This is a genomic window from Serratia sp. ASV30 (assembly GCF_016428815.1).
Taxonomy (GTDB): Bacteria; Pseudomonadota; Gammaproteobacteria; order Enterobacterales; family Enterobacteriaceae; genus Chania; species Chania fonticola_C.
Genome location: NZ_JAELTL010000041.1, coordinates 26,862 through 49,940, shown reverse-complemented (window position 1 = coordinate 49,940; position 23,079 = coordinate 26,862). Strand labels below are relative to the sequence as shown.

The 23,079-nt window shown below is 52.6% G+C and carries 23 protein-coding genes and 1 other RNA gene; 16 read left to right on the top strand and 8 right to left on the bottom strand.

Annotated features, from left to right (window positions below):
- Positions 1 to 119 precede the first annotated feature (119 nt).
- On the bottom strand, positions 120 to 920 hold the full coding sequence (locus tag JHD74_RS17690; protein WP_199063187.1) for a transcriptional regulator: 801 nt from the start codon (positions 918 to 920) through the stop codon (positions 120 to 122).
- A 428-nt stretch (positions 921 to 1,348) separates the two neighbouring features.
- Here JHD74_RS17690 and JHD74_RS17685 point away from each other — a divergent pair, with 428 nt between their 5' ends.
- From JHD74_RS17685 to JHD74_RS17660, 6 genes are all read left to right on the top strand, one after another.
- Positions 1,349 to 1,858, top strand: a complete 510-nt coding sequence (locus JHD74_RS17685) for a fimbrial protein (protein ID WP_199063186.1) — start codon at positions 1,349 to 1,351, stop codon at positions 1,856 to 1,858.
- 272 nt (positions 1,859 to 2,130) lie between these two features.
- Entirely contained in the window at positions 2,131 to 4,647 is a 2,517-nt protein-coding gene (locus JHD74_RS17680; RefSeq protein ID WP_199063185.1) for a fimbria/pilus outer membrane usher protein, read from the top strand.
- 16 nt (positions 4,648 to 4,663) lie between these two features.
- Positions 4,664 to 5,389, top strand: a complete 726-nt coding sequence (locus JHD74_RS17675; RefSeq protein ID WP_370592665.1) for a fimbria/pilus periplasmic chaperone — start codon at positions 4,664 to 4,666, stop codon at positions 5,387 to 5,389.
- A gap of 18 nt (positions 5,390 to 5,407) precedes the next feature.
- Positions 5,408 to 5,935, top strand: a complete 528-nt coding sequence (locus JHD74_RS17670) for a fimbrial protein (protein ID WP_199063184.1) — start codon at positions 5,408 to 5,410, stop codon at positions 5,933 to 5,935.
- Between the two features lie 8 nt (positions 5,936 to 5,943).
- On the top strand, positions 5,944 to 6,453 hold the full coding sequence (locus tag JHD74_RS17665; RefSeq protein ID WP_199063183.1) for a fimbrial protein: 510 nt from the start codon (positions 5,944 to 5,946) through the stop codon (positions 6,451 to 6,453).
- Positions 6,454 to 6,496: 43 nt separating this feature from the next.
- Positions 6,497 to 7,456: a hypothetical protein gene (locus JHD74_RS17660; protein WP_199063182.1), complete on the top strand. Its 960-nt coding sequence runs from the start codon at positions 6,497 to 6,499 to the stop codon at positions 7,454 to 7,456.
- An 87-nt stretch (positions 7,457 to 7,543) separates the two neighbouring features.
- Here the strand turns inward: JHD74_RS17660 and JHD74_RS17655 are convergent, their stop codons facing one another.
- Positions 7,544 to 7,831, bottom strand: coding sequence for a putative quinol monooxygenase (locus JHD74_RS17655; RefSeq protein ID WP_021806219.1), 288 nt, complete (start codon positions 7,829 to 7,831; stop codon positions 7,544 to 7,546).
- A gap of 458 nt (positions 7,832 to 8,289) precedes the next feature.
- Here JHD74_RS17655 and epd point away from each other — a divergent pair, with 458 nt between their 5' ends.
- The 3 genes from epd (at position 8,290) to fbaA (ending at position 11,777) form a co-directional block, all read left to right on the top strand.
- A complete protein-coding gene (gene epd / locus JHD74_RS17650; RefSeq protein WP_021806218.1) occupies positions 8,290 to 9,306 on the top strand; it encodes an erythrose-4-phosphate dehydrogenase in 1,017 nt (338 codons plus the stop codon).
- A gap of 72 nt (positions 9,307 to 9,378) precedes the next feature.
- Positions 9,379 to 10,542 carry a phosphoglycerate kinase gene (gene pgk / locus JHD74_RS17645; RefSeq protein ID WP_024485678.1) on the top strand — a complete coding sequence of 388 codons (1,164 nt, stop codon included), beginning with the start codon at positions 9,379 to 9,381 and terminating at the stop codon, positions 10,540 to 10,542.
- Positions 10,543 to 10,697: 155 nt separating this feature from the next.
- Positions 10,698 to 11,777, top strand: a complete 1,080-nt coding sequence (fbaA, locus tag JHD74_RS17640) for a class II fructose-bisphosphate aldolase (protein WP_021179781.1) — start codon at positions 10,698 to 10,700, stop codon at positions 11,775 to 11,777.
- Between the two features lie 84 nt (positions 11,778 to 11,861).
- On the opposite strand, the gene JHD74_RS17635 is transcribed toward fbaA, so the two are convergent.
- Positions 11,862 to 12,530: a DUF1345 domain-containing protein gene (locus tag JHD74_RS17635; RefSeq protein ID WP_199063188.1), complete on the bottom strand. Its 669-nt coding sequence runs from the start codon at positions 12,528 to 12,530 to the stop codon at positions 11,862 to 11,864.
- A gap of 230 nt (positions 12,531 to 12,760) precedes the next feature.
- Here JHD74_RS17635 and mscS point away from each other — a divergent pair, with 230 nt between their 5' ends.
- Positions 12,761 to 13,627 carry a small-conductance mechanosensitive channel MscS gene (mscS, locus tag JHD74_RS17630; protein ID WP_021806216.1) on the top strand — a complete coding sequence of 289 codons (867 nt, stop codon included), beginning with the start codon at positions 12,761 to 12,763 and terminating at the stop codon, positions 13,625 to 13,627.
- Positions 13,628 to 13,889: 262 nt separating this feature from the next.
- Here the strand turns inward: mscS and JHD74_RS17625 are convergent, their stop codons facing one another.
- Positions 13,890 to 15,089: an NAD(P)/FAD-dependent oxidoreductase gene (locus JHD74_RS17625; RefSeq protein ID WP_074029713.1), complete on the bottom strand. Its 1,200-nt coding sequence runs from the start codon at positions 15,087 to 15,089 to the stop codon at positions 13,890 to 13,892.
- A 229-nt stretch (positions 15,090 to 15,318) separates the two neighbouring features.
- On the opposite strand from JHD74_RS17625, the gene JHD74_RS17620 reads away from it, so the two are divergent.
- The 3 genes from JHD74_RS17620 (at position 15,319) to JHD74_RS17610 (ending at position 17,449) form a co-directional block, all read left to right on the top strand.
- Complete coding sequence (locus tag JHD74_RS17620; RefSeq protein WP_074029715.1) at positions 15,319 to 15,825, top strand: Rrf2 family transcriptional regulator; 507 nt, start codon at positions 15,319 to 15,321, stop codon at positions 15,823 to 15,825.
- Positions 15,826 to 15,949: 124 nt separating this feature from the next.
- Positions 15,950 to 16,573 carry an arginine exporter ArgO gene (argO, locus tag JHD74_RS17615; protein WP_024530749.1) on the top strand — a complete coding sequence of 208 codons (624 nt, stop codon included), beginning with the start codon at positions 15,950 to 15,952 and terminating at the stop codon, positions 16,571 to 16,573.
- 144 nt (positions 16,574 to 16,717) lie between these two features.
- A complete protein-coding gene (locus tag JHD74_RS17610; RefSeq protein WP_021806211.1) occupies positions 16,718 to 17,449 on the top strand; it encodes an oxidative stress defense protein in 732 nt (243 codons plus the stop codon).
- 37 nt (positions 17,450 to 17,486) lie between these two features.
- Here JHD74_RS17610 and JHD74_RS17605 read toward each other — a convergent pair whose 3' ends face one another.
- Positions 17,487 to 18,380 carry a LysR family transcriptional regulator ArgP gene (locus tag JHD74_RS17605; RefSeq protein ID WP_021179788.1) on the bottom strand — a complete coding sequence of 298 codons (894 nt, stop codon included), beginning with the start codon at positions 18,378 to 18,380 and terminating at the stop codon, positions 17,487 to 17,489.
- 216 nt (positions 18,381 to 18,596) lie between these two features.
- Between JHD74_RS17605 and rpiA the strand changes: the two genes are divergently transcribed.
- Both rpiA and serA read left to right on the top strand, forming a co-directional pair.
- Positions 18,597 to 19,256, top strand: a complete 660-nt coding sequence (rpiA, locus tag JHD74_RS17600; protein WP_024530750.1) for a ribose-5-phosphate isomerase RpiA — start codon at positions 18,597 to 18,599, stop codon at positions 19,254 to 19,256.
- 416 nt (positions 19,257 to 19,672) lie between these two features.
- Positions 19,673 to 20,911, top strand: coding sequence for a phosphoglycerate dehydrogenase (gene serA / locus JHD74_RS17595; RefSeq protein WP_024486383.1), 1,239 nt, complete (start codon positions 19,673 to 19,675; stop codon positions 20,909 to 20,911).
- Between the two features lie 45 nt (positions 20,912 to 20,956).
- Here the strand turns inward: serA and JHD74_RS17590 are convergent, their stop codons facing one another.
- From JHD74_RS17590 to zapA, 3 genes are all read right to left on the bottom strand, one after another.
- Positions 20,957 to 21,565, bottom strand: a complete 609-nt coding sequence (locus JHD74_RS17590) for a 5-formyltetrahydrofolate cyclo-ligase (RefSeq protein WP_199063181.1) — start codon at positions 21,563 to 21,565, stop codon at positions 20,957 to 20,959.
- 52 nt (positions 21,566 to 21,617) lie between these two features.
- A non-coding RNA gene (gene ssrS, locus JHD74_RS17585) (6S RNA) lies at positions 21,618 to 21,801 on the bottom strand.
- Between the two features lie 41 nt (positions 21,802 to 21,842).
- On the bottom strand, positions 21,843 to 22,172 hold the full coding sequence (gene zapA, locus JHD74_RS17580; RefSeq protein ID WP_021179791.1) for a cell division protein ZapA: 330 nt from the start codon (positions 22,170 to 22,172) through the stop codon (positions 21,843 to 21,845).
- Between the two features lie 295 nt (positions 22,173 to 22,467).
- On the opposite strand from zapA, the gene JHD74_RS17575 reads away from it, so the two are divergent.
- Positions 22,468 to 23,046 (top strand): YecA family protein, encoded by a 579-nt coding sequence (locus tag JHD74_RS17575; RefSeq protein ID WP_024486381.1) that lies wholly within the window; start codon positions 22,468 to 22,470, stop codon positions 23,044 to 23,046.
- Positions 23,047 to 23,079 lie beyond the last annotated feature (33 nt).

The following is a 23,079-nucleotide window of genomic DNA, read 5'->3' as shown; positions in this document are numbered from 1 at the left end:
GAGATTTGCTGTGTATCACAGCGGAATGGTTTTATGTCTTGATGATGGGAACGCCACCACCACAGACACATTAGTAGAACGGTAAAAAGTAGCACTGTGCCAATAACTCGTTTCATTTTTTACTCATTAATTTTAAAGGTTTTACAATGCTGATAATCGCCGGCAGTCTGGTCTTTTTGACAGGCGGCCAGAAAAGTTATCTTCAATAGTTCGTTATCGGGGCGCTCTTCGGTATAAAAAATGTCTTGCCTGACCCGATCGCAATCCAGTTTTTCTGACTCCAGTATCTTTTTTGCCCTGAACTCTGAGCCGGGGACTGTGTCTTTTCTGATAGAGTAAATATCACATTGTTTATAGGTACTAATTAATTTTAGCTGAGTTGATGGTGCCCTGAGCAGCAAAGCCAGGCCGATGAAACCCAATACGGTCAGCAGTGCCAGGGTAGGTATCATCATGGTTTTTATAGTCAATTTACCTGGCATGACCAGTGGAAGAGTACCGATGGGCTTTTCCTCTTTAGGCGCCCCCTCCTTCTCTGGTTTCGCCGCCACTTGCTCCACTTTCTTTATCTTGGCGTCGATCTTTTGTTTTGGGGCGGGGTGAATATCTGCTTCCATTCTAAACCCTAACTTAGGTAGGGTTATAATGATGGGTTTTTCTATCCCCAGGCTAACGAATGATTTTCTCAACTCACTGATGCAGTTGTTCAAGCCTGCGTTGGAGGCAGGAAAACCATAATCCTCCCACGCATTTTTCAGTAACGAATCACGGGATAAGTTAACCCCATTGCTTTTGATAAACTCATTAAGTACTCGGCAAGAGGGTTTTGAGAGTTCAAGAGCCGTCTGATTATTATTGTTTAAGGCGAGTGTTCGATGCTCCGGATCAAACACAATGATTAAGTTTATGGTGTATTTCATTTTATAATCAACTTCCTAGGTGTTGTTGATGAGATGGCTTTGCTGACTAAGATTAATCTTTATATAAATTTAGGAGAAATCTAAGTTAAGTGTGCATAGATAGTCAAGTGTGACGTTTGAATTTATTTTTCATCAACATTTACGTGGGTTTCTAATGAGTTAGAAATGCTGGGCGTTGATGTATTTTCATTCATTTGTTGCATTTAATGTTAATTTATGTGATTTTTTAGATTAAAAACCTAATATTTTGCATAAGTGCAGATTAATTTGCTGTTTATTGCGAGCGTGCATAATATTTGTCGGGTCGCCGAAAGCTATGTGTATATGTACTCAGCGTAACGTATTACGACAGGTAAGATCGGTGACGACTAATAATATGGAGGTGCAGGCTCGACCTGTGCTGTTTTTAGTTAAAAAAGGACAAAATGATGAAATTGACGCAAATTGCGATGGCCACTTTACTGGCAAGCGGTATCTCATTCGGCGCTCAGGCTGCTACCGGAAACAGCGGGACCGTGACGTTCAGCGGAGAAGTCAGGGATACACCATGCGATCTGGCTGCGGGTCAGGATGGGTCTGATATCAAGGTGGATTTTAGTCAGCTTTCCATGTCTGGGTTGAACTCAGGCAAGAGCGTCACCAAGGACTTCAATATCAAATTGGAGAACTGTGCGATGGATAAGAAAACGGCAGAAATTACCTTCAACAGCACCAACCAGATTGCGGGTAAAAACCTGCTGAAAACCAATGGTAGTGCGACCGGTTTGGGTATCAAAATCAACGATATCACCTTTGGTACGGCATTGCCACTGACGGGTCTGGCAGAAGGCAATAATACCCTGACGTATACGGCGATGGTGCAGAAAGCCGATGACGCCACTGCGGTTACCGGGGGTGATTTCACCTCTAGCACCAACTTTGTGATTGCCTATAAATAAAGGATTTTTCTGACGCAGTAGATGTTCTCTGCATCAGAACGTTTCTTTTGCATGGCAGGACAGAGTTACCGTTCTGCCATTGCTATGGTAACCACGAAATACTATTTGTTGTGCGGAGTTAGCGCAAAACTCTTTTCATGCATTGTCTGGTCTGGATAGATTTTTCCTATGTCTCTGTAGCTATGTTCAATCCCTTGTTGTTAGGGAGGCGGCAGTATCTGGTGTAAATGATGTGATGGATTGCTTGTGAAAGGGATTCTGGATAATAGCCTATGATTCAGTCAAGGTTTATAAAAAACCGCATCACGTTGTCGATATTAATGATGCTAACGGCAGGGAATGCACAGGCCGTAAAATTCAATATCGACATGCTTGATGCGCAAGATAAAACGAATGTTGATTTTTCCCGATTTTATCAGTCCGGTTATGTGATGCCGGATGATTATCAATTACAGGTCACCGTCAATGGCGAGAGCTTGGGCAATGAAAGAGTTATTTCGTTTTATCTGCCTGAGGGTATAGCGGCCGCAGAGCCAGATGCCGTTAATTTACCTCAGGCCTGCCTGTCACAGGAAATGGTTGATTCGCTAGGGTTGACGACCTCCGCTCGTGAGAAGGTCACTACCTGGCGTAACGGGCAGTGTGCCGATTTTAGTGCTCTGCCAGGGGTCACGTTGGTTCCTGACCTTGGGGCCAGCCTGTTGAAGATTAATGTGCCCCAAGCCTGGCTGGAGTACAGCGATAATTCTTGGCTGCCGCCTTCCCGGTGGGATCATGGTATTCCCGGGATACTGCTGGATTACAACCTGAATGCCTCGGTAACGCTTCCGCAAGGGAACGGCGGCCGACAGCGCAATATCAGCGTTAATGGTACCGCTGGGATGAATGCAGGGGCCTGGCGCTTGCGGGCGGACTATCAGGGTAATAATAGCCAGAGCTCCGGACCTAACCCGTCCTCCATGCGCAACTTTGACCTGACCCGGGTCTATCTTTATCGCCCTTTACCCAGCCTGCAGTCAACGCTGACCCTGGGGGAGGATTATGTTAACTCAGCCCTGTTTGACTCCTGGCGTTATACCGGTGGGAAGCTGGCCAGCGATGAACGGATGTTACCGCCGCGTTTAAGAGACTACGCCCCGGAAATCATCGGGGTGGCCAATAGTAATGCGCGAGTCACTGTGACCCAGCAGGGGCGCAAAGTGTATGACAGTACCGTACCGGCGGGCCCTTTCCGTATTCAGAGCCTGGACAGCGCCATTCGCGGCACATTGGATGTGACCATTACCGAACAAAATGGTGAGCAGCGCCGGTTCAGCGTTTCCACCGCGTCGGTGCCCTATCTGACCCGACCAGGGCAGATGCGTTATCAACTGATCACCGGGCGGCCCAGCACATGGCAGCATCATCTGGAGGGCCCGCCGTTTGTTGCCGGTGAAATGACCTGGGGTATCAGTAACGCCTGGTCAGTCTACGGCGGCGGGACGTTATCTCGAGACTATCAGGCTGCGGCACTCGGGGTGGGGCGTGATCTGTTCGTGTTGGGAACCATGGCACTGGACGTCACCCAGACTGTGGCGAGATTCCCCCAGCACGATGATCGGCAGGGTAAATCCTGGCGTCTGAGTTACTCGAAGTTCTTTGATGAGATGGATACCGATGTGACCTTTGCCGGATATCGTTTCTCGGAGAAGGATTTTCTCAGTATGCAAGAGTACCTGAATGTACGTTACCGGGAAGACGTTCGTGGCCGTCAGAAAGAACGCTATCAGATAAACGTCAATAAGCGTTTTGAGGGCTTTTCTCTGGGGCTGAACTATGAGAGCCAGACGTATTGGGATCAAGGGGATACCGAGCAGTTTGGCGGAACTGTCGGTACTTATTTTGACCTGCCGTCGCTGGGGTTGAGAAACCTGTCTGTCACTGGCACGGTCACCCGCAGCCAGTATCAGGGGCGTGAGGATAATCTGGTTAACGTGATGATTTCTGTGCCGCTGGGGCTAGGTTCGGTGAGCTATAACGCCAGTCAAAGCCGAGGGCGCTATAACCAGCAGGTCGGGTATTACGGCGTGGCGGGGAATGATAGTTACAGCGTGAATGCTGGGTTGATCAGTGGCGCTCAGGCATCGGCCAATAGTCAGTTCAATGGCATGTACACCCATAATGGCAATATGGCCAAGGTTAGCGCGAATGCGGCTTTTGAAGACCGTGGTACCTCCTCTTTCGGGTTTAATGCCAGCGGTGGTCTGACGGTCACAGGGCTCGGCGCGGCAATGCACCCGGCGGGTTACAACGGCGGAACCCGGCTGATGTTGAGTACGGATGGCATTGCCGGGGTGCCGTTAAACACTTCGGGCGTCAAGAGCAACCGCTGGGGGATCGGCGTGTTGGGCGATGTAAACAGTTATTACCGTACGACCGCACGTATTGATGTTAACACCTTGCCGGATGATGTTGAGGCGGTTCAGGGGGTGGTAGAGGCCTCGCTGACTGAAGGCGCGATTGGTTACCGCCGATTTTCCGTATTGCAGGGGGCTACAGCGTTTGCGGTGTTGCGATTGGCGGATAGCAGCTATCCCCCCTTTGGCGCAAGCGTGACAGATAGCCGAGGACGAGAGGTGGGGCTGGTGGGGGAACAGGGGCTGGCATGGCTCAGCGGTATTGCCCCGAAGAGTGCCTTGAATGTGGCGTGGGCCGGGGAAGTTCAGTGCCAGGTGCAGTTACCAGCGCAGATTGGCGAGTCTAATCTGTTATTGCCTTGCCGACCAACCACGTCGGATCAAATTAATTAATAAAGAGTACATACTTATGAGAGTTCGCAAGATGGCAACCTGCACCGTTTGGAGTGTAGTGACGTTGTTGGTATTCCCTTTAACGGTTCAGGCGGCGGTCACGCTAGACCGAACCCGGGCGGTATTTGACGGCGCCAGCCAGTCTATCAGCCTGAATATCAGCAACGATAACCAGCAGCAGCCCTATCTGGCGCAGTCCTGGCTGGAAGATGAACAGCAGAACAAGATGTTAACGGGTCCCTTGATCATTACGCCACCGGTGCAGCGTTTGGAACCGGCGGCTAAAGGGATCATTCGGGTGAAGGCCTCGGGGTCGGTGAGCCAGCTTCCCCAAGATCGGGAGTCGCTGTTTTATTTTAACCTGCGGGAAATCCCACCGGAAAGTGAAAAGCCAAATGTGCTGCAGATTGCGCTACAGACCAAAATCAAACTGTTTTACCGCCCGAAGGCATTGAAGCGAGAACCGGGAGCGGTATGGCAAGATCAGTTGGTCTTACATACTGAAACTGGCGGTTATCGGATAGACAATCCCACACCGTATTACGTCACGGTGATCGGGCTGGGGGGGAGTGAGAAACAGTCGCTGGAAGGCGATTTTGACAGCGTGATGCTGGCCCCGAAAAGTAGTGTCCGAGTGAAAAGCGGCATTTATGCCAAACCTTATTTAACTTATATCAATGATTATGGTGGCCGCCCCACGTTGGCGTTTCGCTGCAGCGGTAGCCAGTGTGTTGCTCGTTAAACTGGGTAAAAGGTATTTATGAACAGACGATTGATAGCGGGGAGTGTCTGCCTATTGCTGTTGCTATCGCTGGCGAGCCAGGCGGACGATCATCTGGAATTGGTATTTAATGGGGTGATCCTGGTGGCAAACTGCCAGTTTGACCAGGAGGGCAGCAGTCAGAAGGTCTCCTTGCCCAGCCAAAGATTACGTTTTTTTGAACACAACTCACGGACCCAAACCACGCCATTTACCCTTGGTCTGAAAGACTGTACGCCTGCCACGCTGGGGAAGATGGTGAAGCTGACGTTTAACAGTACGCAGACCCAACAGGTCAACGGGGTCGCCATGCTGGCTACCACCGGCGATACCGGGCTGGTGATTGGTCTGGAAGATAGTCTCGGTCAGGCGATTGTTCTGGGCCGTGAGGTAAAGGCCGGTATCATTAGCCAAATCGGCTCCGGGGGGATTAACCAGTTTCAGTTTGGTGCCTATGCCTTGGCTCCGGGGGCGGTAAAAGCGGGCGATTACAGTGCTACGGTGACGGTTGAGGCCAGCTATCAGTAGGAGAAAATATGCAAAAAAATGGCAGACGATATTGGCGTTATGGCCTGTTTAGCCTGATATTGGGGGCGGCGGCGGTGCAGGCGGATGTCCCCGTTACCGTCAAGGCGACGATAGTGATCCCGGCGTGCAATGTCACCAGCGAGAGCGGTGAGTCACGGCTGGAAGTACCGTTTGGAGCGGTTAACTTGCAGGATGTCGGCAGCGCTAAAGCGGAAAAGTCGGTCCGCATCAACGTTTCGTGTAGCGGCGGGGCACCGGTGGGCAAGAGTTTGAAAATGTACTTGTCGCCTACCGCCTACGGGGTGATGAACACTATGGGAGCCAATGTGTTGGGAACCTCGCAATCTGGGGTCGGGATAGCATTATCCCGCAACAACATGGCGTTTACTATTGGTCAATGGCTGCCGATACAGGCTGGGATGTTTACGCTTACCGGGCGGTTGGTTATCCAGGATGGGATGGGTAAAGAGGGCGGAGCGTTTAGCGCCAGCGCGTCACTGTTTGCCAGTTATATCTAGATTATGAATATGCCTGAGATAAAAGAGAGCGGGGAGTACACAGATGAGTGAAACGGGCAGCATAAAATACCTCAAGGTGCGGGGCGGTGGGTTATTAATCGGCTTGATGGGCATGGTTCCCGCTTTTGCTGACTATAATGTCACCTCCATAAATGCCATCTCCCTGGTGACGATTAGCGGCAAGGCTGAGGTGAGTTCTGGGCTGATAAGCACGTATATTGTCTATAAGAGCACTGTCTCTGGCAAGGTGTCTTGTGGCGCTGCAAATGTGCCTTCAGAACAAGCATGGCACTATACGAGGATTGATTTGCCAAGAGAGCCTGACAACCCCGAACGCTATCGGATTAATGCCAATTTATCTGTTTCTGTGACGGCGGCTAATGATTCGGTTGGTCAATGGGTAAATGAGACTGCGGTGATGTGTTCTGATTGGCTGTCGGGGAATAGTACAGAAAATGCCTCGAGTTTCGCCGTGTCTTTTCCTATTACGCTTTCTTTTTATATAAAACGTCGTCCTATTGATAATATGATTACTTTTCCTTCAATGCCATTGGGGGGATATATTCGCAGTTTTGGCAGTCCACAGTGGCAAGGGGTTTATACTATTCCGTTTCAGTTGAAGGGGGGAACGATACAATTACCCAATGCGTGCCAGCTAAATCCTACCGCTCTGACGTTGAACCACGGTACTCTGTCAGCAGATAGCGTCTCGCATCGCACTTCTGCACCCATTACTTATACCTGCGACTCGCCGGTGAAGGCGACTTTCTCACTGAGCTATGAGGCTGATGGGAATGGTGCATTGCCGTTGAAAGACACGGCAGGAAAAACCGGCGCGATCTCTAAGCTGACGATTACCGATCCTGAAACCGGGGCTTCAGGCAGAAGCATTAAGGCGACTATTTGGAAATCGAAAACCTTTACGGTCAGCAGCGAGCTTTCTAGAATCACGGGGAGTGGGCAATTGAGTGGCAGCGCCTGGCTTATTGCCTTACAGGATTAACTCAATTTGCTGCGAATGTGAGCCGTGAAACTTTCACCGTTGAGTGAGCGGAAAGGGGGCGCCGAATCGGCCCCCTAAGAAGCACAATTACAGCTGAGTCAGTTTTTTCACTTCCAGACTCACTAGCTTCCCTTCCAATTCGGCCAGGAAGGCATCGTGGTAAGACATTGCCATATGCTCTTTCAGCGCTTGCTCAGAAGTCCAGCGCTCGATAAAGACGAAAGCGCCCGGATGACCCTGCTCTTCATGCAAATCATATTGGATGCAACCCGGCTCGGAACGGCTCGGGGCGACCATGGCGCGTACCGCTTTATCTACCGCAGCACGGTGTTCTGGCATGGCTTTAATCAGGGCGACTACTTTGATTTCACTCATTTTGGTTCCTTGTAAATAACATCGACCACAAAAGAAAGAGAATTGTACCCATCGGCATTTGCTTCACCCAACAAACGCTGGGTTCATTATGGAGAACTTGGCGTTACCGGCAAGTCATTTGCGCATTCGACCTCATTTGGCTAACGAGGGTTGAGGGTAAAAATGTGCGCTAGATCATTTTATTTTCGCAAAGTCTCTTCGACATGACAGGCAGTGCGTTGCACCTGTTCCTTTTGGCAAAACTTTGGTTTATGCTCGGCTGAAGCGTTTCAGTTATCACTGTTGTCAGTGGAAACGCCAGAGTGAGCGGTTGCGATGAGCAATGGGGTTTGACGAATAATGCAAAGCAGCGATTCACAGCAGGCGGTGCGCTAAAGTACTCTAGGCGAGATAATCAGTCTGCGCGATCCTTGACGTTGAACATTACCGCCAGAGATCGCCCTTTTTCAGGGAGTAGCATGACCATCCGCATAGCGATAAACGGCTTTGGCCGTATTGGCCGTAGCGTTTTACGCGCACTGTACGAATCGGGGAGACGCGCCGAAATTTCCGTCGTCGCCATCAACGAACTGGCACATGCCGAGGGGATGGCCCACCTGCTGAAATATGACTCCAGCCACGGCCGCTTTGCCTGGGATGTGCGCCAGGAATGTGACGTGTTGAGCGTGGGGGATGACAGCATTCGGCTGTTACATCAACCCGAGCTGGACCAGTTGCCCTGGGGCGAACTGGGCGTGGATGTGGTGCTGGATTGCAGCGGTGTATACGGCAGCAGGGCAGATGGCGAAGCTCATCTGGCGGCAGGGGCAAAAAAGGTACTGTTTGCCCATCCGGGCGGTAACGATCTGGATGCGACCATCGTGTTTGGGGTTAACCACCAAACGCTGCGTGGCGAGCATCGCATCGTGTCCAACGCCTCCTGTACCACCAACTGCATTATTCCGATTATCAAGCTGCTGGACGATGCCTACAGCATTGAGTCAGGCACGGTAACTACCATCCACTCCTCGATGAACGATCAGCCGGTGATAGACGCCTATCATCAGGATTTGCGGCGTACCCGCGCGGCGAGCCAGTCGATTATTCCGGTCGACACCAAGCTGGCAGCGGGCATTACGCGCATCTTCCCGCAGTTTTGCGATCGTTTTGAAGCGATCTCCGTGCGGGTGCCGACGATCAACGTAACGGCCATCGATCTTAGCGTCAGCGTGAGCTCGAAGGTGTTGGTCACAGAGGTAAACCAGCTGTTGCAAAAGGCGGCACAGGGATCATTTCGTGGTATAGTTGACTATACAGAACTACCATTAGTCTCGATTGATTTTAACCATGACCCGCACAGCGCCATTGTTGATGGAACGCAAACCCGGGTCAGCGGACAGCACCTGATCAAGACCTTGGTCTGGTGTGATAACGAATGGGGCTTTGCCAACCGGATGTTGGATACAACACGGGCAATGGCCGCAAGCGGTTTCTAGTAAGGCGCTATCAACGTGGTGTTGATGCGTCGCTCAGGCAACTTTATAGAGAATCAACAAAGAGGGTTCACCATGTCTGTAATTAAGATGTCCGATCTGGATCTGGCGGGTAAACGCGTTCTGATCCGTTCCGATCTGAACGTACCAGTGAAAGACGGTAAAGTGACTTCCGATGCGCGTATCCGTGCCTCCCTGCCGACTATCGAAGCTGCGCTGAAACAAGGCGCCCGCGTGATGGTAACTTCCCACCTGGGTCGTCCTACCGAAGGCGAGTACAACGAAGAATTCTCCCTGCTGCCAGTGGTCAACTATCTGAAAGAGCATCTGAAATCCCCAGTCCGTCTGGCGAAGGATTATCTGGAAGGCGTTGACGTTGCAGAAGGTGAACTGGTTGTTCTGGAAAACGTTCGCTTCAACAAAGGCGAGAAGAAAGACGACGAAGTGCTGTCCAAGAAATATGCTGCGCTGTGCGACGTATATGTGATGGACGCCTTTGGTACTGCACACCGTGCGCAGGCTTCTACACATGGCGTGGGCAAGTTTGCTCCGGTTGCCTGTGCAGGCCCGCTGCTGTCTGCGGAACTGGAAGCCCTGGGCAAAGCGCTGGGTAACCCGGCTCGCCCAATGGTGGCTATCGTTGGTGGTTCTAAAGTTTCTACCAAACTGACCGTGCTGGATTCTCTGTCCAAGATCGCCGATCAGCTGATCGTTGGTGGCGGCATCGCTAACACCTTCGTGGCGGCACAAGGGAATAACGTGGGGCAGTCCCTGTACGAACCCGATCTGATCCCGAACGCGCAAAAACTGTTGGAAACCTGCGATATTCCGGTGCCAACCGACGTACGCGTTGCGACCGAGTTCTCTGAAACCGCTGTGGCCACGGTGAAGCAGGCCAACGAGATCCAAGACAACGAGCAAATTCTGGATATGGGCGACGTCTCTGCCGAGCGTCTGGCCGTTATCCTGAAGAACGCCAAAACCATTCTGTGGAATGGCCCGGTTGGCGTCTTCGAGTTCCCTAACTTCCGTCGGGGCACCGAAATTGTTGCACGCGCTATCGCAGATAGCGAAGCCTTCTCCATTGCAGGCGGCGGCGACACTCTGGCAGCTATCGATCTGTTCGGTATCGCTGACAAAATTTCCTACATCTCTACCGGCGGCGGCGCCTTCCTGGAATTCGTTGAAGGGAAACCTCTGCCTGCAGTAGTGATGCTGGAAGAGCGCGCTAAGCAGTAATTCAGATAACGGGGGGCGCAAGCCGCCCGTTTGTTTATGCTCCCCAGCTGAGCTGTGGGGGTAAAAAATCGCTATTTATCCATCGCTACCACTAGCTTGCAGGTTGTAGCTTGCAAGACGACGGGTATACGGCCAACGAAACAGGACAACGTCTAATGTCTAAAATTTTTGATTTCGTAAAACCAGGTGTCATCACAGGTGATGACGTGCAGAAAGTCTTCGCAGTTGCCAAAGAGAACAACTTTGCACTGCCAGCGGTAAACTGCGTGGGTACCGACTCCATCAACGCAGTGCTGGAAACAGCAGCCAAGGTACGTGCTCCAGTGATCGTGCAGTTCTCTAACGGCGGTGCTGGCTTTATCGCGGGTAAAGGTATCAAAACTGACGTGCCACAAGGTGCTGCGATCCTGGGCGCAATCTCTGGCGCGCACCACGTGCACCAGATGGCTGAACATTACGGCGTGCCAGTGATCCTGCACACCGACCACTGCGCGAAGAAACTGCTGCCATGGTTAGACGGCCTGTTGGACGCGGGTGAGAAGCACTTCGCAGCGACCGGTAAGCCACTGTTCTCTTCACACATGATCGACCTGTCTGAAGAGTCACTGGAAGAAAACATCGAAATTTGCAGCAAGTACCTGACTCGCATGGCGAAGATCGGTATGACCCTGGAAATCGAACTGGGTTGCACCGGTGGTGAAGAAGATGGCGTAGACAACAGCCACATGGACGCTTCTTCCCTGTACACTCAGCCACAAGACGTTGATTACGCGTACGAAAAACTGAACGCTATCAGCCCGCGCTTCACCATCGCTGCCTCTTTCGGCAACGTACACGGTGTTTACAAGCCAGGCAACGTGAAACTGACTCCAACCATTCTGCGCGATTCTCAGGACTATGTTTCCAAGAAACACAACCTGCCGCACAATGCGTTGAACTTCGTGTTCCACGGTGGTTCAGGTTCTACCGCAGCAGAAATCAAAGAAGCGGTCAGCTACGGCGTAGTGAAAATGAACATCGATACCGACACCCAGTGGGCAACTTGGGAAGGTATCCTGAACTACTACAAAAAGAACGAAGGCTATCTGCAGGGCCAACTGGGTAACCCAGAAGGTGCCGACAAGCCGAACAAGAAATACTACGATCCACGCGTATGGACTCGTGCTGCCCAGACTTCCATGATCACCCGTCTGGAACTGGCATTCAAAGAACTGAACGCGGTAGACGTGCTGTAATATCGTGCCTCCGTTCAGATTGACGCTAAAAGGCTCCCTTGGGAGCCTTTTCTTTTTTTACCCAGGCATCCGTCACCTAAGTAGCTACCCCAATAACCCCGCCCCAACGTTAATCGACAGCCCCAGTATCAAGATATTGAAGACAAAGGAGATCACCGAATGCAACAGGGTGATTTTACGCACGTCTGCGGTGCCCACGGCCACGTCGGCGGTTTGTGAAGCCACGGCAATGGTGAAGGAGAAATAAGCGAAGTCCCAGTAGTTTGGCTCGGCCAGCTTGCTGGGGAACAAAAGTGGTAACACCTCCGTATTGGCCCGCTGGAGGTAAAACAGGTGGGCGTAGTGCATGGTGAATGCCGTGGGTAACAGCAGCCAGGAAACCACCAGTGTAGAGCCGGTCAGGGCCAGATGCAGCGTTTTCAACGCATCGCTGACCTGTTTGGCAGTGCTCAATTCAAACAGGATGGCCAGAATGCTCACTACGCAGCCCAAACTGACCAACGCCAATACCTGGCTTGCACTCTCGTCCTGCTTGCGTGCCAATTGCCGGGTACGTTGTGGAGTACAGCCCAGCATCAGATGCCAAAGGCATAATAAATAGATCCATGCCATCACGTTCCAACCAACGATCAACCGTTGCAACCATGGGAGATGAGCAGGAAGCAGCCCGATACACAGAAGCCCTACGCCTACCGAAATCAATAATCTGGGGCGCACTTGCCAATAGTGTTTAAGCGAGGGAAAAATAGCGATCACGATAGGCTCTCCTTGTACCGTAAAATCACTTCTATCATAGCTGAAATCAGGTTAACCCGAGATTTATTCAGGTTATACCTGGTAAAGCTGGTGGAAAATTTTACCCGTTGCGGTTGGCACTGCGGCAAAATGTTGGTTACCCTTAGCTGTGGTTTGTTTATTGGCCCTGTTTCGCCAGTATATTTTGCTCATTTTCCCCGCATGGGGATGTCAAGTAGGACGTTAGAATGGAAGAACTTAACGTAGTAGAAGGCATTAACAATGCCAGCAGTTGGCTAGTCAACCATCAGGATATGCTGATCCAGTATGCGGTGAATATTGTTGCCGCGATCGTGATTTTCATTATTGGTTCAGTGGTGGCTCGCGTAGTGAGTAATGCACTCAGCCGCGTGATGAAGCTGCGTGGCATCGATGCCACCGTGGCGGATTTCCTGGCTGCGATGGCGCGTTACAGCATCCTGGCGTTTACCTTTATTGCGGTGCTGGGGCGTATTGGTGTTCAGACCACCTCAGTGATTGCCGTGCTGGGTGCCGCTGGCCTGGCTGTGGGTCTGGCACTACAAGGTTCACTTTCCAACTTTGCAGCCGGTGTGCTGCTGGTGGCCTTCCGTCCGCTGCGGGCCGGGGAGTTTGTCGATCTGGGTGGCGTTTCCGGCACGGTAGATCAGGTGCAGATCTTCTCCACTACGCTGCGTACTTCAGATAACAAAACCATTGTGGTGCCGAACGGTAAAATCATCGCGGGCAATATCATCAACTATTCCCGTGAGCCAAACCGCCGCGTGGATATCGTGGTGGGTGTAGCTTATGACGCTGATATCGATTTGGTGAAGAAAGTGTTGGGTGACGTGATCGCGGCAGATAAGCGCATCATGCACGATAAAGGCGTGACGGTTCGCCTCAATGAAATGGCCCCTTCTTCACTGAACTTTGTGACCCGTTCCTGGACCACCAATGCCGAGTACTGGAACGTGTACTTTGATCTGATGGAAAACTTCAAGCGTCAGTTGGATGCTCACCAGATCGGTATTCCATTCCCACAGATGGACGTGCATGTCCGCCATGTAGCGAAAGCGGCAGAGCAGCCGGAGTAATAACCGCCCCTCACCTTAACCCTCTCCCACTGGGAGAGGGTACCGATCGAGTCCGCTGATATTTCTGCTTAATTTCCCCACTTTCGTTTTCTTTACTCCCCACTAAGCGCTCCAGGTAGCTCCCTCTCCCTATGGGGACAGATAGAGTAGGTGACGCACCTCGGGTGAGTGAGCGTCGAGTTTACTGGGATGACTGCTTTACTTCCAAAAGAGCAGGGCCTAACAGCTCCCTCTCCCTTTGGGAGAGGGTTGGGGTGAGGGCTCAAACAAACGGTGCTAACGGATCGGCGGCGGCAAAGGCCACTTCACGTTCCGCCTGCGGGGGATAGATCAACTCGTTGGTAATGGAGACTTTGATTTTCTTTCCCTCTTCTTTGGTGAATTTCACCACCTGATCCCAACCTTCGCTGTAGACCGCGCCCCAGGCCCCCAGATCCAGACAGGTAACGTAATTCACCTGGCGGTAGGGCAAGGGTTCAATACCGATCAGATCGGCGGCGACGTTATGGCCGACAAAGCGCCCTAACATAATGGCGTGCTGACAGGTCATCAGGGCGTGATTGCCTTGATCGTCAGTACGGGCAAAGGCGACATCGCCGGTCGCATAAACCGCGTTTTGCCCAATCACTCTTAACTGCTGGTCGACATGCAGCCTGCCTTGCGGATCGCGCTCACCCGGGATTTGCCGGGTTAACGGGCTGGCCTGTACGCCCACGGTTAGAATCACCGTGCTGGAGGCGATATGTTCGCCGTTTTTCAGCGTCAGCCCGCTCTCGTCAATGGCCTTAATCTCGCTATTCAGCCGCCACTCGACACCCAACTCTACCGAGGCTTGGCTAATCACGTCGCGCAGTTGCTCGCTGTAACGGCCTCCCGCCACTGGGCTGCGATCGACGACAATCACACGAATTGCAGCTGAGTCACCGAGGATCGCCCGTAAGCGTGCAGGCATTTCGGTGGCCACCTCAATACCGGTAAAGCCGCCGCCACAAACGATGACGGTATTACGTGCGGCGCTCTCAGGCTGCTCGGCTAACGCAGCAAGATGCCGCTCCAGGCGGGCTGCGCTCTCCATTTTATCGACGTTGAAGGCGTACAGCTGTGCTCCTGGTAGGGCATGAGCGATGTGGCTACCGGTCGCCATGATCAGGCGATCGTAACGTACGGCAGTCAGTTGGTCCTGCTCGTTGCGGTACCAAACCTGCTGGCCGGCGCTATCAATCTCACTGGCAACCCCGGCGAGGAATTTTACCCCGGTTACTGCGAATAATGGCAGCAGCGGAGCGGCGTAGTTTTCCACCTCGGACTCATAGAAACGTGGGCGGATACGCAGCTCAGGCTGGGGGGCCAGCACGGTAATCTCGATATCGTGACGACCGTGGAGATCGGCTAATCGTGCCGCGCTCAATGCCGCCCACATCCCTGCAAAACCGGCACCCAGGATAAGAATTTGTTGTTTCATACTGTCACTCCGCTGTTGTTTCATCTGCACATTGGCTTAATTATTAACTGCGACTATATTGATCGTAGTTAAGATCATCAAGCCTTTTACACGTCATTCTGGATGTGGTTTGTTTAATTTATTGAATTTTATTATCTTTTTATTATTTATGGCATGGAGGTATGCTGGCATTGCATCGTTGAAGGGAAGAAATTACTATTTAACTCAGAATTAATCGTGCGGAGAACACATGGCGTTCTACAGTTCCGGGGTGGAGTATGGCATCCATAGCCTGATGTGTATGGTCGATAGCAAAGGCGAAGGCCGCGAGATGAGCGTGCGTGAAATCGCCGAATTGCAGGGTGTGCCTTATGACTACCTGGCCAAGATATTCACCAAGTTTTCCAAGGCTAAACTGGTTGAAAGCACCGAGGGTAAAGGCGGTGGCTTCCGGCTGGCCAAACCGGCCGATCAGATCACCGTGCTGGATATCGTGGCGGCTATCGACGGTGAAAAGGCAATCTTCGACTGCAAAGAGATACGCCAACGCTTGGCCGTATTTGATGCAGCTGCGCCCGACTGGGCCTGTGAAGGCATTTGCGGTGTACGCCAGGTGATGAATATTGCCCAGCAACGTATGGAAGAGGCGCTATCACAACATACCGTGCTGGATCTGGTGCGGCGGATGTTGAGAAAGGCGCCAGATGTCTTCCCGATTCAGATTGAAGAGTGGATCGATCATCGCCGTAACGATTGAGCATTAGCATTACTGATGCCTGATTAGAAATATCCATTTCCCCTAATAATTTTCTCTTCGTATGATGCGCGTGTTGAACAGCACACGCCGCTTTCCCGGCGCTGATATTGCCAGAAGGAACACCATGTTAGCCATCTATCTGCAAGGCTTTGCCTTGAGCGCCGCGATGATCCTGCCGCTTGGCCCACAAAACGTGTTTGTGATGAACCAGGGGATCCGCCGCCATTATCATCTGATGACCGCCTCGCTGTGCGCGTTGAGCGATATCATTCTGATTTGCGCCGGTATTTTTGGCGGTAGCGCCTTGCTCAGCAGTTCACCTATGCTATTGGCGTTGGTGACCTGGGGCGGCGTTGCTTTCCTGCTGTGGTACGGCTGGGGGGCTTTCCGCACCGCGTTTAGCCAACATCTGGAGCTGACAGCGGCGCAAGAGATGAAGCAAAACCGCTGGCGCATTGTGGTGACCATGTTGGCGGTCACCTGGCTGAACCCGCATGTGTACCTCGATACCTTTGTGGTGCTCGGCAGCCTGGGAGGGCAACTGACGCCAGACATTCGATCCTGGTTTGCCCTTGGCGCGGTCAGTGCTTCGGTCGTCTGGTTCTTTGCCTTGGCATTGCTGGCCTCATGGCTGGCTCCGTGGCTGAAAACCCTGACGGCACAACGGATTATCAACGTTCTGGTCGGGCTGGTGATGTGGGTTATTGCACTGCAATTGGCCTGGCATGGGCTAACCGCTAATTGGTAATAATCGGCCGTAGGGGCGAGCCGGGCGCAGCATGCGGCGCCCCCACAGCCCGATTAGCCCTTATATTTGTCACTAATCCGAATTCCAAGGGCGGCAGGATGTGTTAGCTTTGAAGGTAAGCATTTAGTCATTCAAGGAGACACTGTGAAGCTTAAAGCATTGGCCATGGCCGCAATGATTGGATTAGGCACGTTACCTCTGGCGCTGCAGGCAGCAGAAGTACCTGAAGGGCCGCATGTGGTCACTTCCGGTACGGCCAGCGTGGACGCCACCCCGGATATTGCTACGCTGGCGATCGAAGTCAGCGTCTCTGCCAAAGATGCCGCTCAGGCGAAAAAACAGGTTGATGAACGCGTAGCGCAGTATTTTGACTTCCTGCAGAAAAACGGCATTGAAAAGAAAGATATCAATGCGGCCAACCTGCGTACTCAGCCAGAATATGACTATCTGAAAACCGGTGAATCGCAGCTGAAAGGCTACCAGGCCGTGCGCCAGGTGCAGGTAACCTTGCGCCAGTTGGATAAACTCAACGAGCTGTTGGACGGTGCGCTGAAATCGGGTTTGAACGAAATTCGTGCGGTTGAGCTTGGAGTAGCCAAGCCAGAGGTTTATCGCGAGCAGGCACGTCAGAAAGCGATTGAAAATGCCACTCAGCAAGCCGCTTCGTTGGCGCAGGGCTTTAAGGCCAAGCTGGGGCCGGTGTACAGCATTCGCTATCACGTTGCCAACTACCAGCCGATGCCGGTAGCTCGCATGTTTAAAGCCGCTTCTGCGGCACCGGAAAGCGATGCCGCTCAGACTTACGAGCAGCAAAGTATTCACTTCGACGATCAGGTGGACGTGGTATTCGAGCTGAAAACCAACGCCGCGCAGTAAGTAATCTCTTGCCTGGGCGCGGCGTCACGCTGCGCCTTTAATCCTGCCTTAACACCTGATGCCCATGCGACAGCAGCGCATCGGTGACCTTACGCATCATGCGGCTTTCCGGGGCAAAGCGGTGCCAGAACAGCATACGGCGCTGGAACAGGCCCGGTGTCAGGTCGATCAGTTCTCCGCTGGCCAGCTCTCTCTCAATCTGCAAATGCGGGATCATACAGCAGGTGGTGCCTTGCCGTGCCAACTGAACAAACGCCTCTGACGAGTTAACGATATGGCAGGGAACGCTGCCCGGCGAGAGATCGAAGTTCTGCTGTAAAAACGCCTGATGCATATCATCAAGATGATCGAATGCCACCGCTGGTGCCTTCAGCAGGGCGGAACGGGTCACCCCGTTGGGGAAATAGCGATCGGCAAAGGCCTTCGAGGCGACAAACAGATAGTCCAGCGCGCCTAACCGATCGACCAGGCAGCTTGGCAGCGGCTGCGGCTGGATACTGACCGCGCCCACCACTTCCCCCCGGCGCAGACGTTCCTGCGTGCGGGTTTCGTCTTCCACCTGTAAATTCAGGCGCACCGGGGAATCGGCCAGCACCGGTTTTAGCGCCGGTAACAGCCAGGTTGCCAGGCTGTCGGCGTTGACCGCCAGTGACAGCAACAGCGGCGTATCGACCCCATTGTCATTCCCTAACCACTCCTCTTCCAGCAGCTCGACCTGATGCAGCAAGGCCAGCAGTTTTTGACCCTGCTCGGTTGGGCGCGGTGGCACGGTGCGTACCAGTAGCGGTTGGCCGAACAGGTTTTCCAACTGTTTGATGCGCTGGGATACCGCCGATTGGGTGATGCAAAGTTTTTGTGCCGCGCGCTCAAAGCCACGCTCACGGATCACCGCGTCCAGCGCTTGCAGCGTTCTATAGTCTGGGCGTTTCATCGGAGAGAAGATCCCTTTTAGTAAGTTGATTCAGGCACTATGCCACATTTTTGCACTTTCTCAGGTGAAAAAATCCCGCCGCTCTTTTCAGAGCGGGCGTCGTAGGGTGGGGCAGAAATGTGCGTCAGGTTAAATAAGTGTGTTTTAGCCTAAGTTGCCATCAGTGATTTACCCTATAATACGCACACGTTTTCGTACATAGGCAATGAACACATCATGACTCAGGATGAACTGAAAAAAGCGGTAGGCTGGGCAGCATTGGAATACGTGAAGCCTGGCACTATCGTGGGCGTGGGCACCGGCTCGACTGCGGCTCACTTTATCGATGCGCTGGGTTCGATCAAACACCAGATCGAAGGTGCGGTATCCAGCTCAGACGCGTCGACCGCCAAGCTGAAAAGCCTCGGGATCCACGTTTTCGATAGCAATGAAGTGGATTCGTTGGATATCTACGTTGACGGTGCCGATGAAATCAACGGCCACATGCAGATGATTAAAGGCGGTGGCGCAGCGCTGACCCGCGAAAAGATCATTGCTGCCATTGCCCGTCAGTTTATCTGCATTGTCGATTCCACCAAGCAGGTTGATGTGCTGGGTAAATTCCCGCTGCCGGTAGAAGTGATCCCGATGGCCCGCTCCTACGTGGCGCGTGAGCTGGTCAAGCTGGGTGGCCTGCCGGAATACCGCCAGAACGTCGTAACCGATAACGGCAACGTGATCCTGGATGTGTACAACCTGGAAATCCTCGATGCCATCGCGTTGGAAAACAAAATCAACGGCATTGCTGGCGTGGTTACCGTTGGCCTGTTTGCCAACCGTGGCGCGGACGTCGCGTTGGTTGGCACGCCGGATGGCGTAAAAAAAGTGGTCAGATAATCTGGCCGTAAAAGCGGTGAGCCTGCTGACAAAGTCTCAGCCGGTTCGCCGCTTTTTACTGGCTTACGGTCCGCCACGCATAATTCTTGTCTTAAAATATCTTTTCTTAAAACGGGCGAATTTGGTGACATATGTCACATTCCGTTAATAACCTCCGTTAAGCTTCTGCCTAAATCTTTCCCAATGGCATTTTCCACCAGAAACCATCGACATCGCTGAGCCTTGTGCTAACGGGCAGGCAATCGTTTGTATTGCCGGGCGCGTTATTTTTGTTATGTTGGAGGGACGTGCTGTTGATTTTGGGTTGCTGCCAGTGTGGCGGCAATTTGAAAGCTATCCCCGTCGTGTGGTTTAAAGAATGACGGGTATAAAGGGGAAAACAGCCGCTTCTGAAGTCTGAACATAGGGTCGGGTAAATGGCAAAAGTATCATTGGAGAAAGACAGGATTAAGTTCCTGTTGGTAGAAGGGGTTCATCAGAGCACCGTGGATAACCTGCGTGCTGCCGGATATAGCAACATTGAATATCACAAAGGTGCGTTAGACACCGAAGCGCTGAAGGCATCGATCCGTGATGCACACTTCGTGGGTATCCGATCGCGCACGCATCTGTCCGAGGAAGTCTTTGCGGCCGCAGAGAAGCTGGTTGCGGTGGGCTGTTTCTGTATCGGCACCAACCAGGTTGATTTGAAAGCGGCGACCAAACGCGGCATTCCGGTGTTTAACGCGCCTTTCTCCAATACTCGATCCGTGGCCGAAATGGTGCTGGGTGAGCTGCTGTTGATGCTGCGCGGGATCCCAACGGCCAACGCCAAGGCACACCGTGGCCAGTGGCAGAAACTGGCCGTGGGCTCGTATGAAGCGCGGGGCAAGAAGCTGGGGATCATCGGCTACGGCCATATTGGTACTCAGCTCGGCATCCTGGCGGAAGGCCTGGGGATGAAAGTGTTCTTCTACGACATCGAGAACAAGCTGCCGCTGGGTAATGCCCAACAGGTGCGCCATCTGTCCGATCTGCTCAATATGAGCGACGTGGTCACGCTGCACGTGCCGGAAACGCTGTCGACCAAGAACATGATCGGCACCGAAGAGCTGGCGCTGATGAAGCCAGGTGCGATCCTGATCAACGCCTCACGCGGCACCGTGGTGGATATCCCGGCACTGTGTAACGCCTTGGCGAGCGACCATCTGGCCGGTGCGGCAATCGACGTGTTCCCGGAAGAGCCTGCAACCAACAGCGATCCGTTCAATTCTCCACTGTGCGAGTTCGATAACGTGTTGTTGACGCCGCATATCGGCGGTTCAACCCAGGAAGCGCAGGAGAACATCGGTGATGAAGTGGCTGGCAAGCTGGCGAAGTATTCCGATAACGGCTCAACGCTGTCTGCGGTCAACTTCCCAGAGGTGTCGCTGCCAGCACATGGCCCGAACGCCAGCCGTTTGCTGCATATTCATGAAAACCGCCCAGGCATCCTGACGCAGATTAACCAGATCTTCGCCGAAGAAGGGGTGAACATCGCGGCCCAGTATCTGCAGACCAGCTCGGAAATTGGCTACGTGGTTATCGATATCGAAGCGGAAACTGAACGTGCTGATGCAGCGTTGCAACGTATGAAAGCGATCGAAGGGACCATCCGTGCCCGCTTACTGCTGTAATCGGTAACCGACGGAACACCAAGGCCGGAGCAATCCGGCCTTTTGCTATGTGGAGATTGGCCAGGCCCAGCTTTGTGACGGGGTGATAATCTCTGGCAGAGGGATATCCCATTGCTCCACCGGCAGGGCGCTAACCTGTTGGCAATCGTGCGCAATCCCCAGCGGATAGGGGCCTGCGTGCTGCCAGTTTTGTAAGGTGCGATCGTAAAACCCGCCGCCCATCCCCAGACGTTGCCCTGCCGAATCGAAGGCGACCAGCGGCGTCAATACCACATCCAACAGTGACACAGGTAAGACGTGGCGGACATCGAGCGCTGGCTCAAGGATTTTGAAGCGGTTACTCACCAGCGGCGTTTGCGCAGTGTAATGCAGGAACAACAGGTTACCAGGGCTGAATGGATGCAAAACGGGCAGATAAACCCGTTTACCCAGCTGCCACAGCCGCTCGATCAGCGGGCCTGTATCTAGTTCGCCATCAAAAGAGAGAAACGCCGCAATGTGTCTGGCTGCCTGAATGCGTGGATGTTGCGCAATATTGCTGGCCATTTGCTGGGCGAAATCATGCTGTTGAGTGGGCGTTAAGGCACGGCGTCGTTGGCGTATTTCGTTACGGATGAGTTGGCGTTGCTGAGCGAACTGAGGTTGCAAAGACATAGTGTTAGATTCGCCAGTAGTGGTGAGTTAACACACTGAAAACGCAGGTGAAGGGATCTCCGAGATGCCGTCGCAGGCTGTAACCCTTGAACCCATGGTTCAAGGTGAACGTGCTGTCACAATCTTAAGGCTTCTCGGACGGGCCGAGCATGCACACCGATCGTGGATCATCACATTCTGTTGGTACTAAATATCGGCTCAGGGGACTGGCCCGCTGGCAAACATCTCAGAGAAATTTTTCACTCATTGCCGGAGCCTTCAACTCCAGCAACTTAAGTTATTCGAATTGTGCATCCTGACGTTCAGAGATGCGACCCTGTTCAAGCAGCGCTTGTTCAATGGTCTGTTGCAGCATACGAATTCGTTGTTCCATATTGGCCGCATAGTCACGCGTTTTCAAGCGTTCTTGAGCAAGTTCGTGACAGACGTTCAATGCTGCGATAAATACGAGCTGCTCTGTATTTGTGACTCTAGTGCGAACTTTAAGATCTTGCAACCGTTGGTTAAGATCTTCTGCTGCCATGTTCAACGCATCTTGTTGTTCTGGCGGGCAATTGACTCTTAACGAGCGGCCAAAAATTTGAATATCTACCGGTTGTGCAGACATGCCACCTTCCTGCCTAAATTTCGCGCCAGCACCGGTCAGCCATTGCCGGGCCACCGAAGCGGGCGCCACTATATATACCTGGGTACCAAGATTCAACACTTTTTCAGTACCTGGTTGTAATCTACCGCGCCTAACATTACCAAACAAAAAACGGTTGCAAAATGCGTATTTACCGTACGTTTGCCCGGACTGCGCTGATTATAACTAGCCACTGAGGTGTTGCCTCAACTGGTATACCAACGGACCTTGGTGGTAGCATAACACGAACTTATCCTGCCAACGATGACGAATGCGCATGTCTATACAGAATACATTTCCAAGTTACCAATCTTTGACCGTGGCTCTTAACCAGCAGGCGGTTGCTTTGACCGCAGCCGAGATGCACGGTTTGATCAGTGGCCTGCTGTGCGGTGGCAACCGCGATGCCAGTTGGCAGACGCTGGTGTTTGATCTGACCAATGAAGGCATTGCCTTCCCGCAGGCGTTGAGCCAACCGTTACAGCAACTGCATGAAATCACCCGTGATACGCTGGAAGATGACGAATTCATGTTCCAACTGATGATGCCGGAAGGCGAAACCGTCAGCGTGTTTGACCGTGCGGATGCCTTGGCGGGGTGGGTAAACCACTTCCTGTTGGGGCTGGGCATGATGCAGCCGAAGCTGGCGCAGGTGAAAGATGAAGTGGGCGAGGCGATCGACGATCTGCGTAATATCGCTCAACTGGGTTATGACGAAGGCGAAGACCAGGAAGAACTGGAACAGTCGCTGGAAGAAGTGGTGGAGTACGTGCGCGTTGCTGCGCTGCTTTGCCATACTGAATTTACCCGCCAGAAACCGACGGCCCCGGAAAATAAAAGGCCAACGTTGCACTGACCGGCGGATCCCACGTCCGTTGGCCGAGAGCGC

Coding starts and splice junctions, on each gene's coding strand:
- argO (WP_024530749.1), top strand. CDS start 15,950: ATGTTAGCCATCTATCTGCAAGGCTTTGCCTTGAGCGCCGCGATGATC.
- JHD74_RS17685 (WP_199063186.1), top strand. CDS start 1,349: ATGAAATTGACGCAAATTGCGATGGCCACTTTACTGGCAAGCGGTATC.
- pgk (WP_024485678.1), top strand. CDS start 9,379: ATGTCTGTAATTAAGATGTCCGATCTGGATCTGGCGGGTAAACGCGTT.
- fbaA (WP_021179781.1), top strand. CDS start 10,698: ATGTCTAAAATTTTTGATTTCGTAAAACCAGGTGTCATCACAGGTGAT.
- zapA (WP_021179791.1), bottom strand. CDS start 22,172: ATGTCTGCACAACCGGTAGATATTCAAATTTTTGGCCGCTCGTTAAGA.
- JHD74_RS17655 (WP_021806219.1), bottom strand. CDS start 7,831: ATGAGTGAAATCAAAGTAGTCGCCCTGATTAAAGCCATGCCAGAACAC.
- JHD74_RS17675 (WP_370592665.1), top strand. CDS start 4,664: ATGAGAGTTCGCAAGATGGCAACCTGCACCGTTTGGAGTGTAGTGACG.
- epd (WP_021806218.1), top strand. CDS start 8,290: ATGACCATCCGCATAGCGATAAACGGCTTTGGCCGTATTGGCCGTAGC.
- JHD74_RS17590 (WP_199063181.1), bottom strand. CDS start 21,565: ATGTCTTTGCAACCTCAGTTCGCTCAGCAACGCCAACTCATCCGTAAC.
- serA (WP_024486383.1), top strand. CDS start 19,673: ATGGCAAAAGTATCATTGGAGAAAGACAGGATTAAGTTCCTGTTGGTA.
- JHD74_RS17625 (WP_074029713.1), bottom strand. CDS start 15,089: ATGAAACAACAAATTCTTATCCTGGGTGCCGGTTTTGCAGGGATGTGG.
- JHD74_RS17575 (WP_024486381.1), top strand. CDS start 22,468: ATGTCTATACAGAATACATTTCCAAGTTACCAATCTTTGACCGTGGCT.
- JHD74_RS17665 (WP_199063183.1), top strand. CDS start 5,944: ATGCAAAAAAATGGCAGACGATATTGGCGTTATGGCCTGTTTAGCCTG.
- JHD74_RS17620 (WP_074029715.1), top strand. CDS start 15,319: ATGGCGTTCTACAGTTCCGGGGTGGAGTATGGCATCCATAGCCTGATG.
- JHD74_RS17660 (WP_199063182.1), top strand. CDS start 6,497: ATGAGTGAAACGGGCAGCATAAAATACCTCAAGGTGCGGGGCGGTGGG.
- JHD74_RS17670 (WP_199063184.1), top strand. CDS start 5,408: ATGAACAGACGATTGATAGCGGGGAGTGTCTGCCTATTGCTGTTGCTA.
- JHD74_RS17680 (WP_199063185.1), top strand. CDS start 2,131: ATGATTCAGTCAAGGTTTATAAAAAACCGCATCACGTTGTCGATATTA.
- JHD74_RS17690 (WP_199063187.1), bottom strand. CDS start 920: ATGAAATACACCATAAACTTAATCATTGTGTTTGATCCGGAGCATCGA.
- JHD74_RS17605 (WP_021179788.1), bottom strand. CDS start 18,380: ATGAAACGCCCAGACTATAGAACGCTGCAAGCGCTGGACGCGGTGATC.
- mscS (WP_021806216.1), top strand. CDS start 12,761: ATGGAAGAACTTAACGTAGTAGAAGGCATTAACAATGCCAGCAGTTGG.
- rpiA (WP_024530750.1), top strand. CDS start 18,597: ATGACTCAGGATGAACTGAAAAAAGCGGTAGGCTGGGCAGCATTGGAA.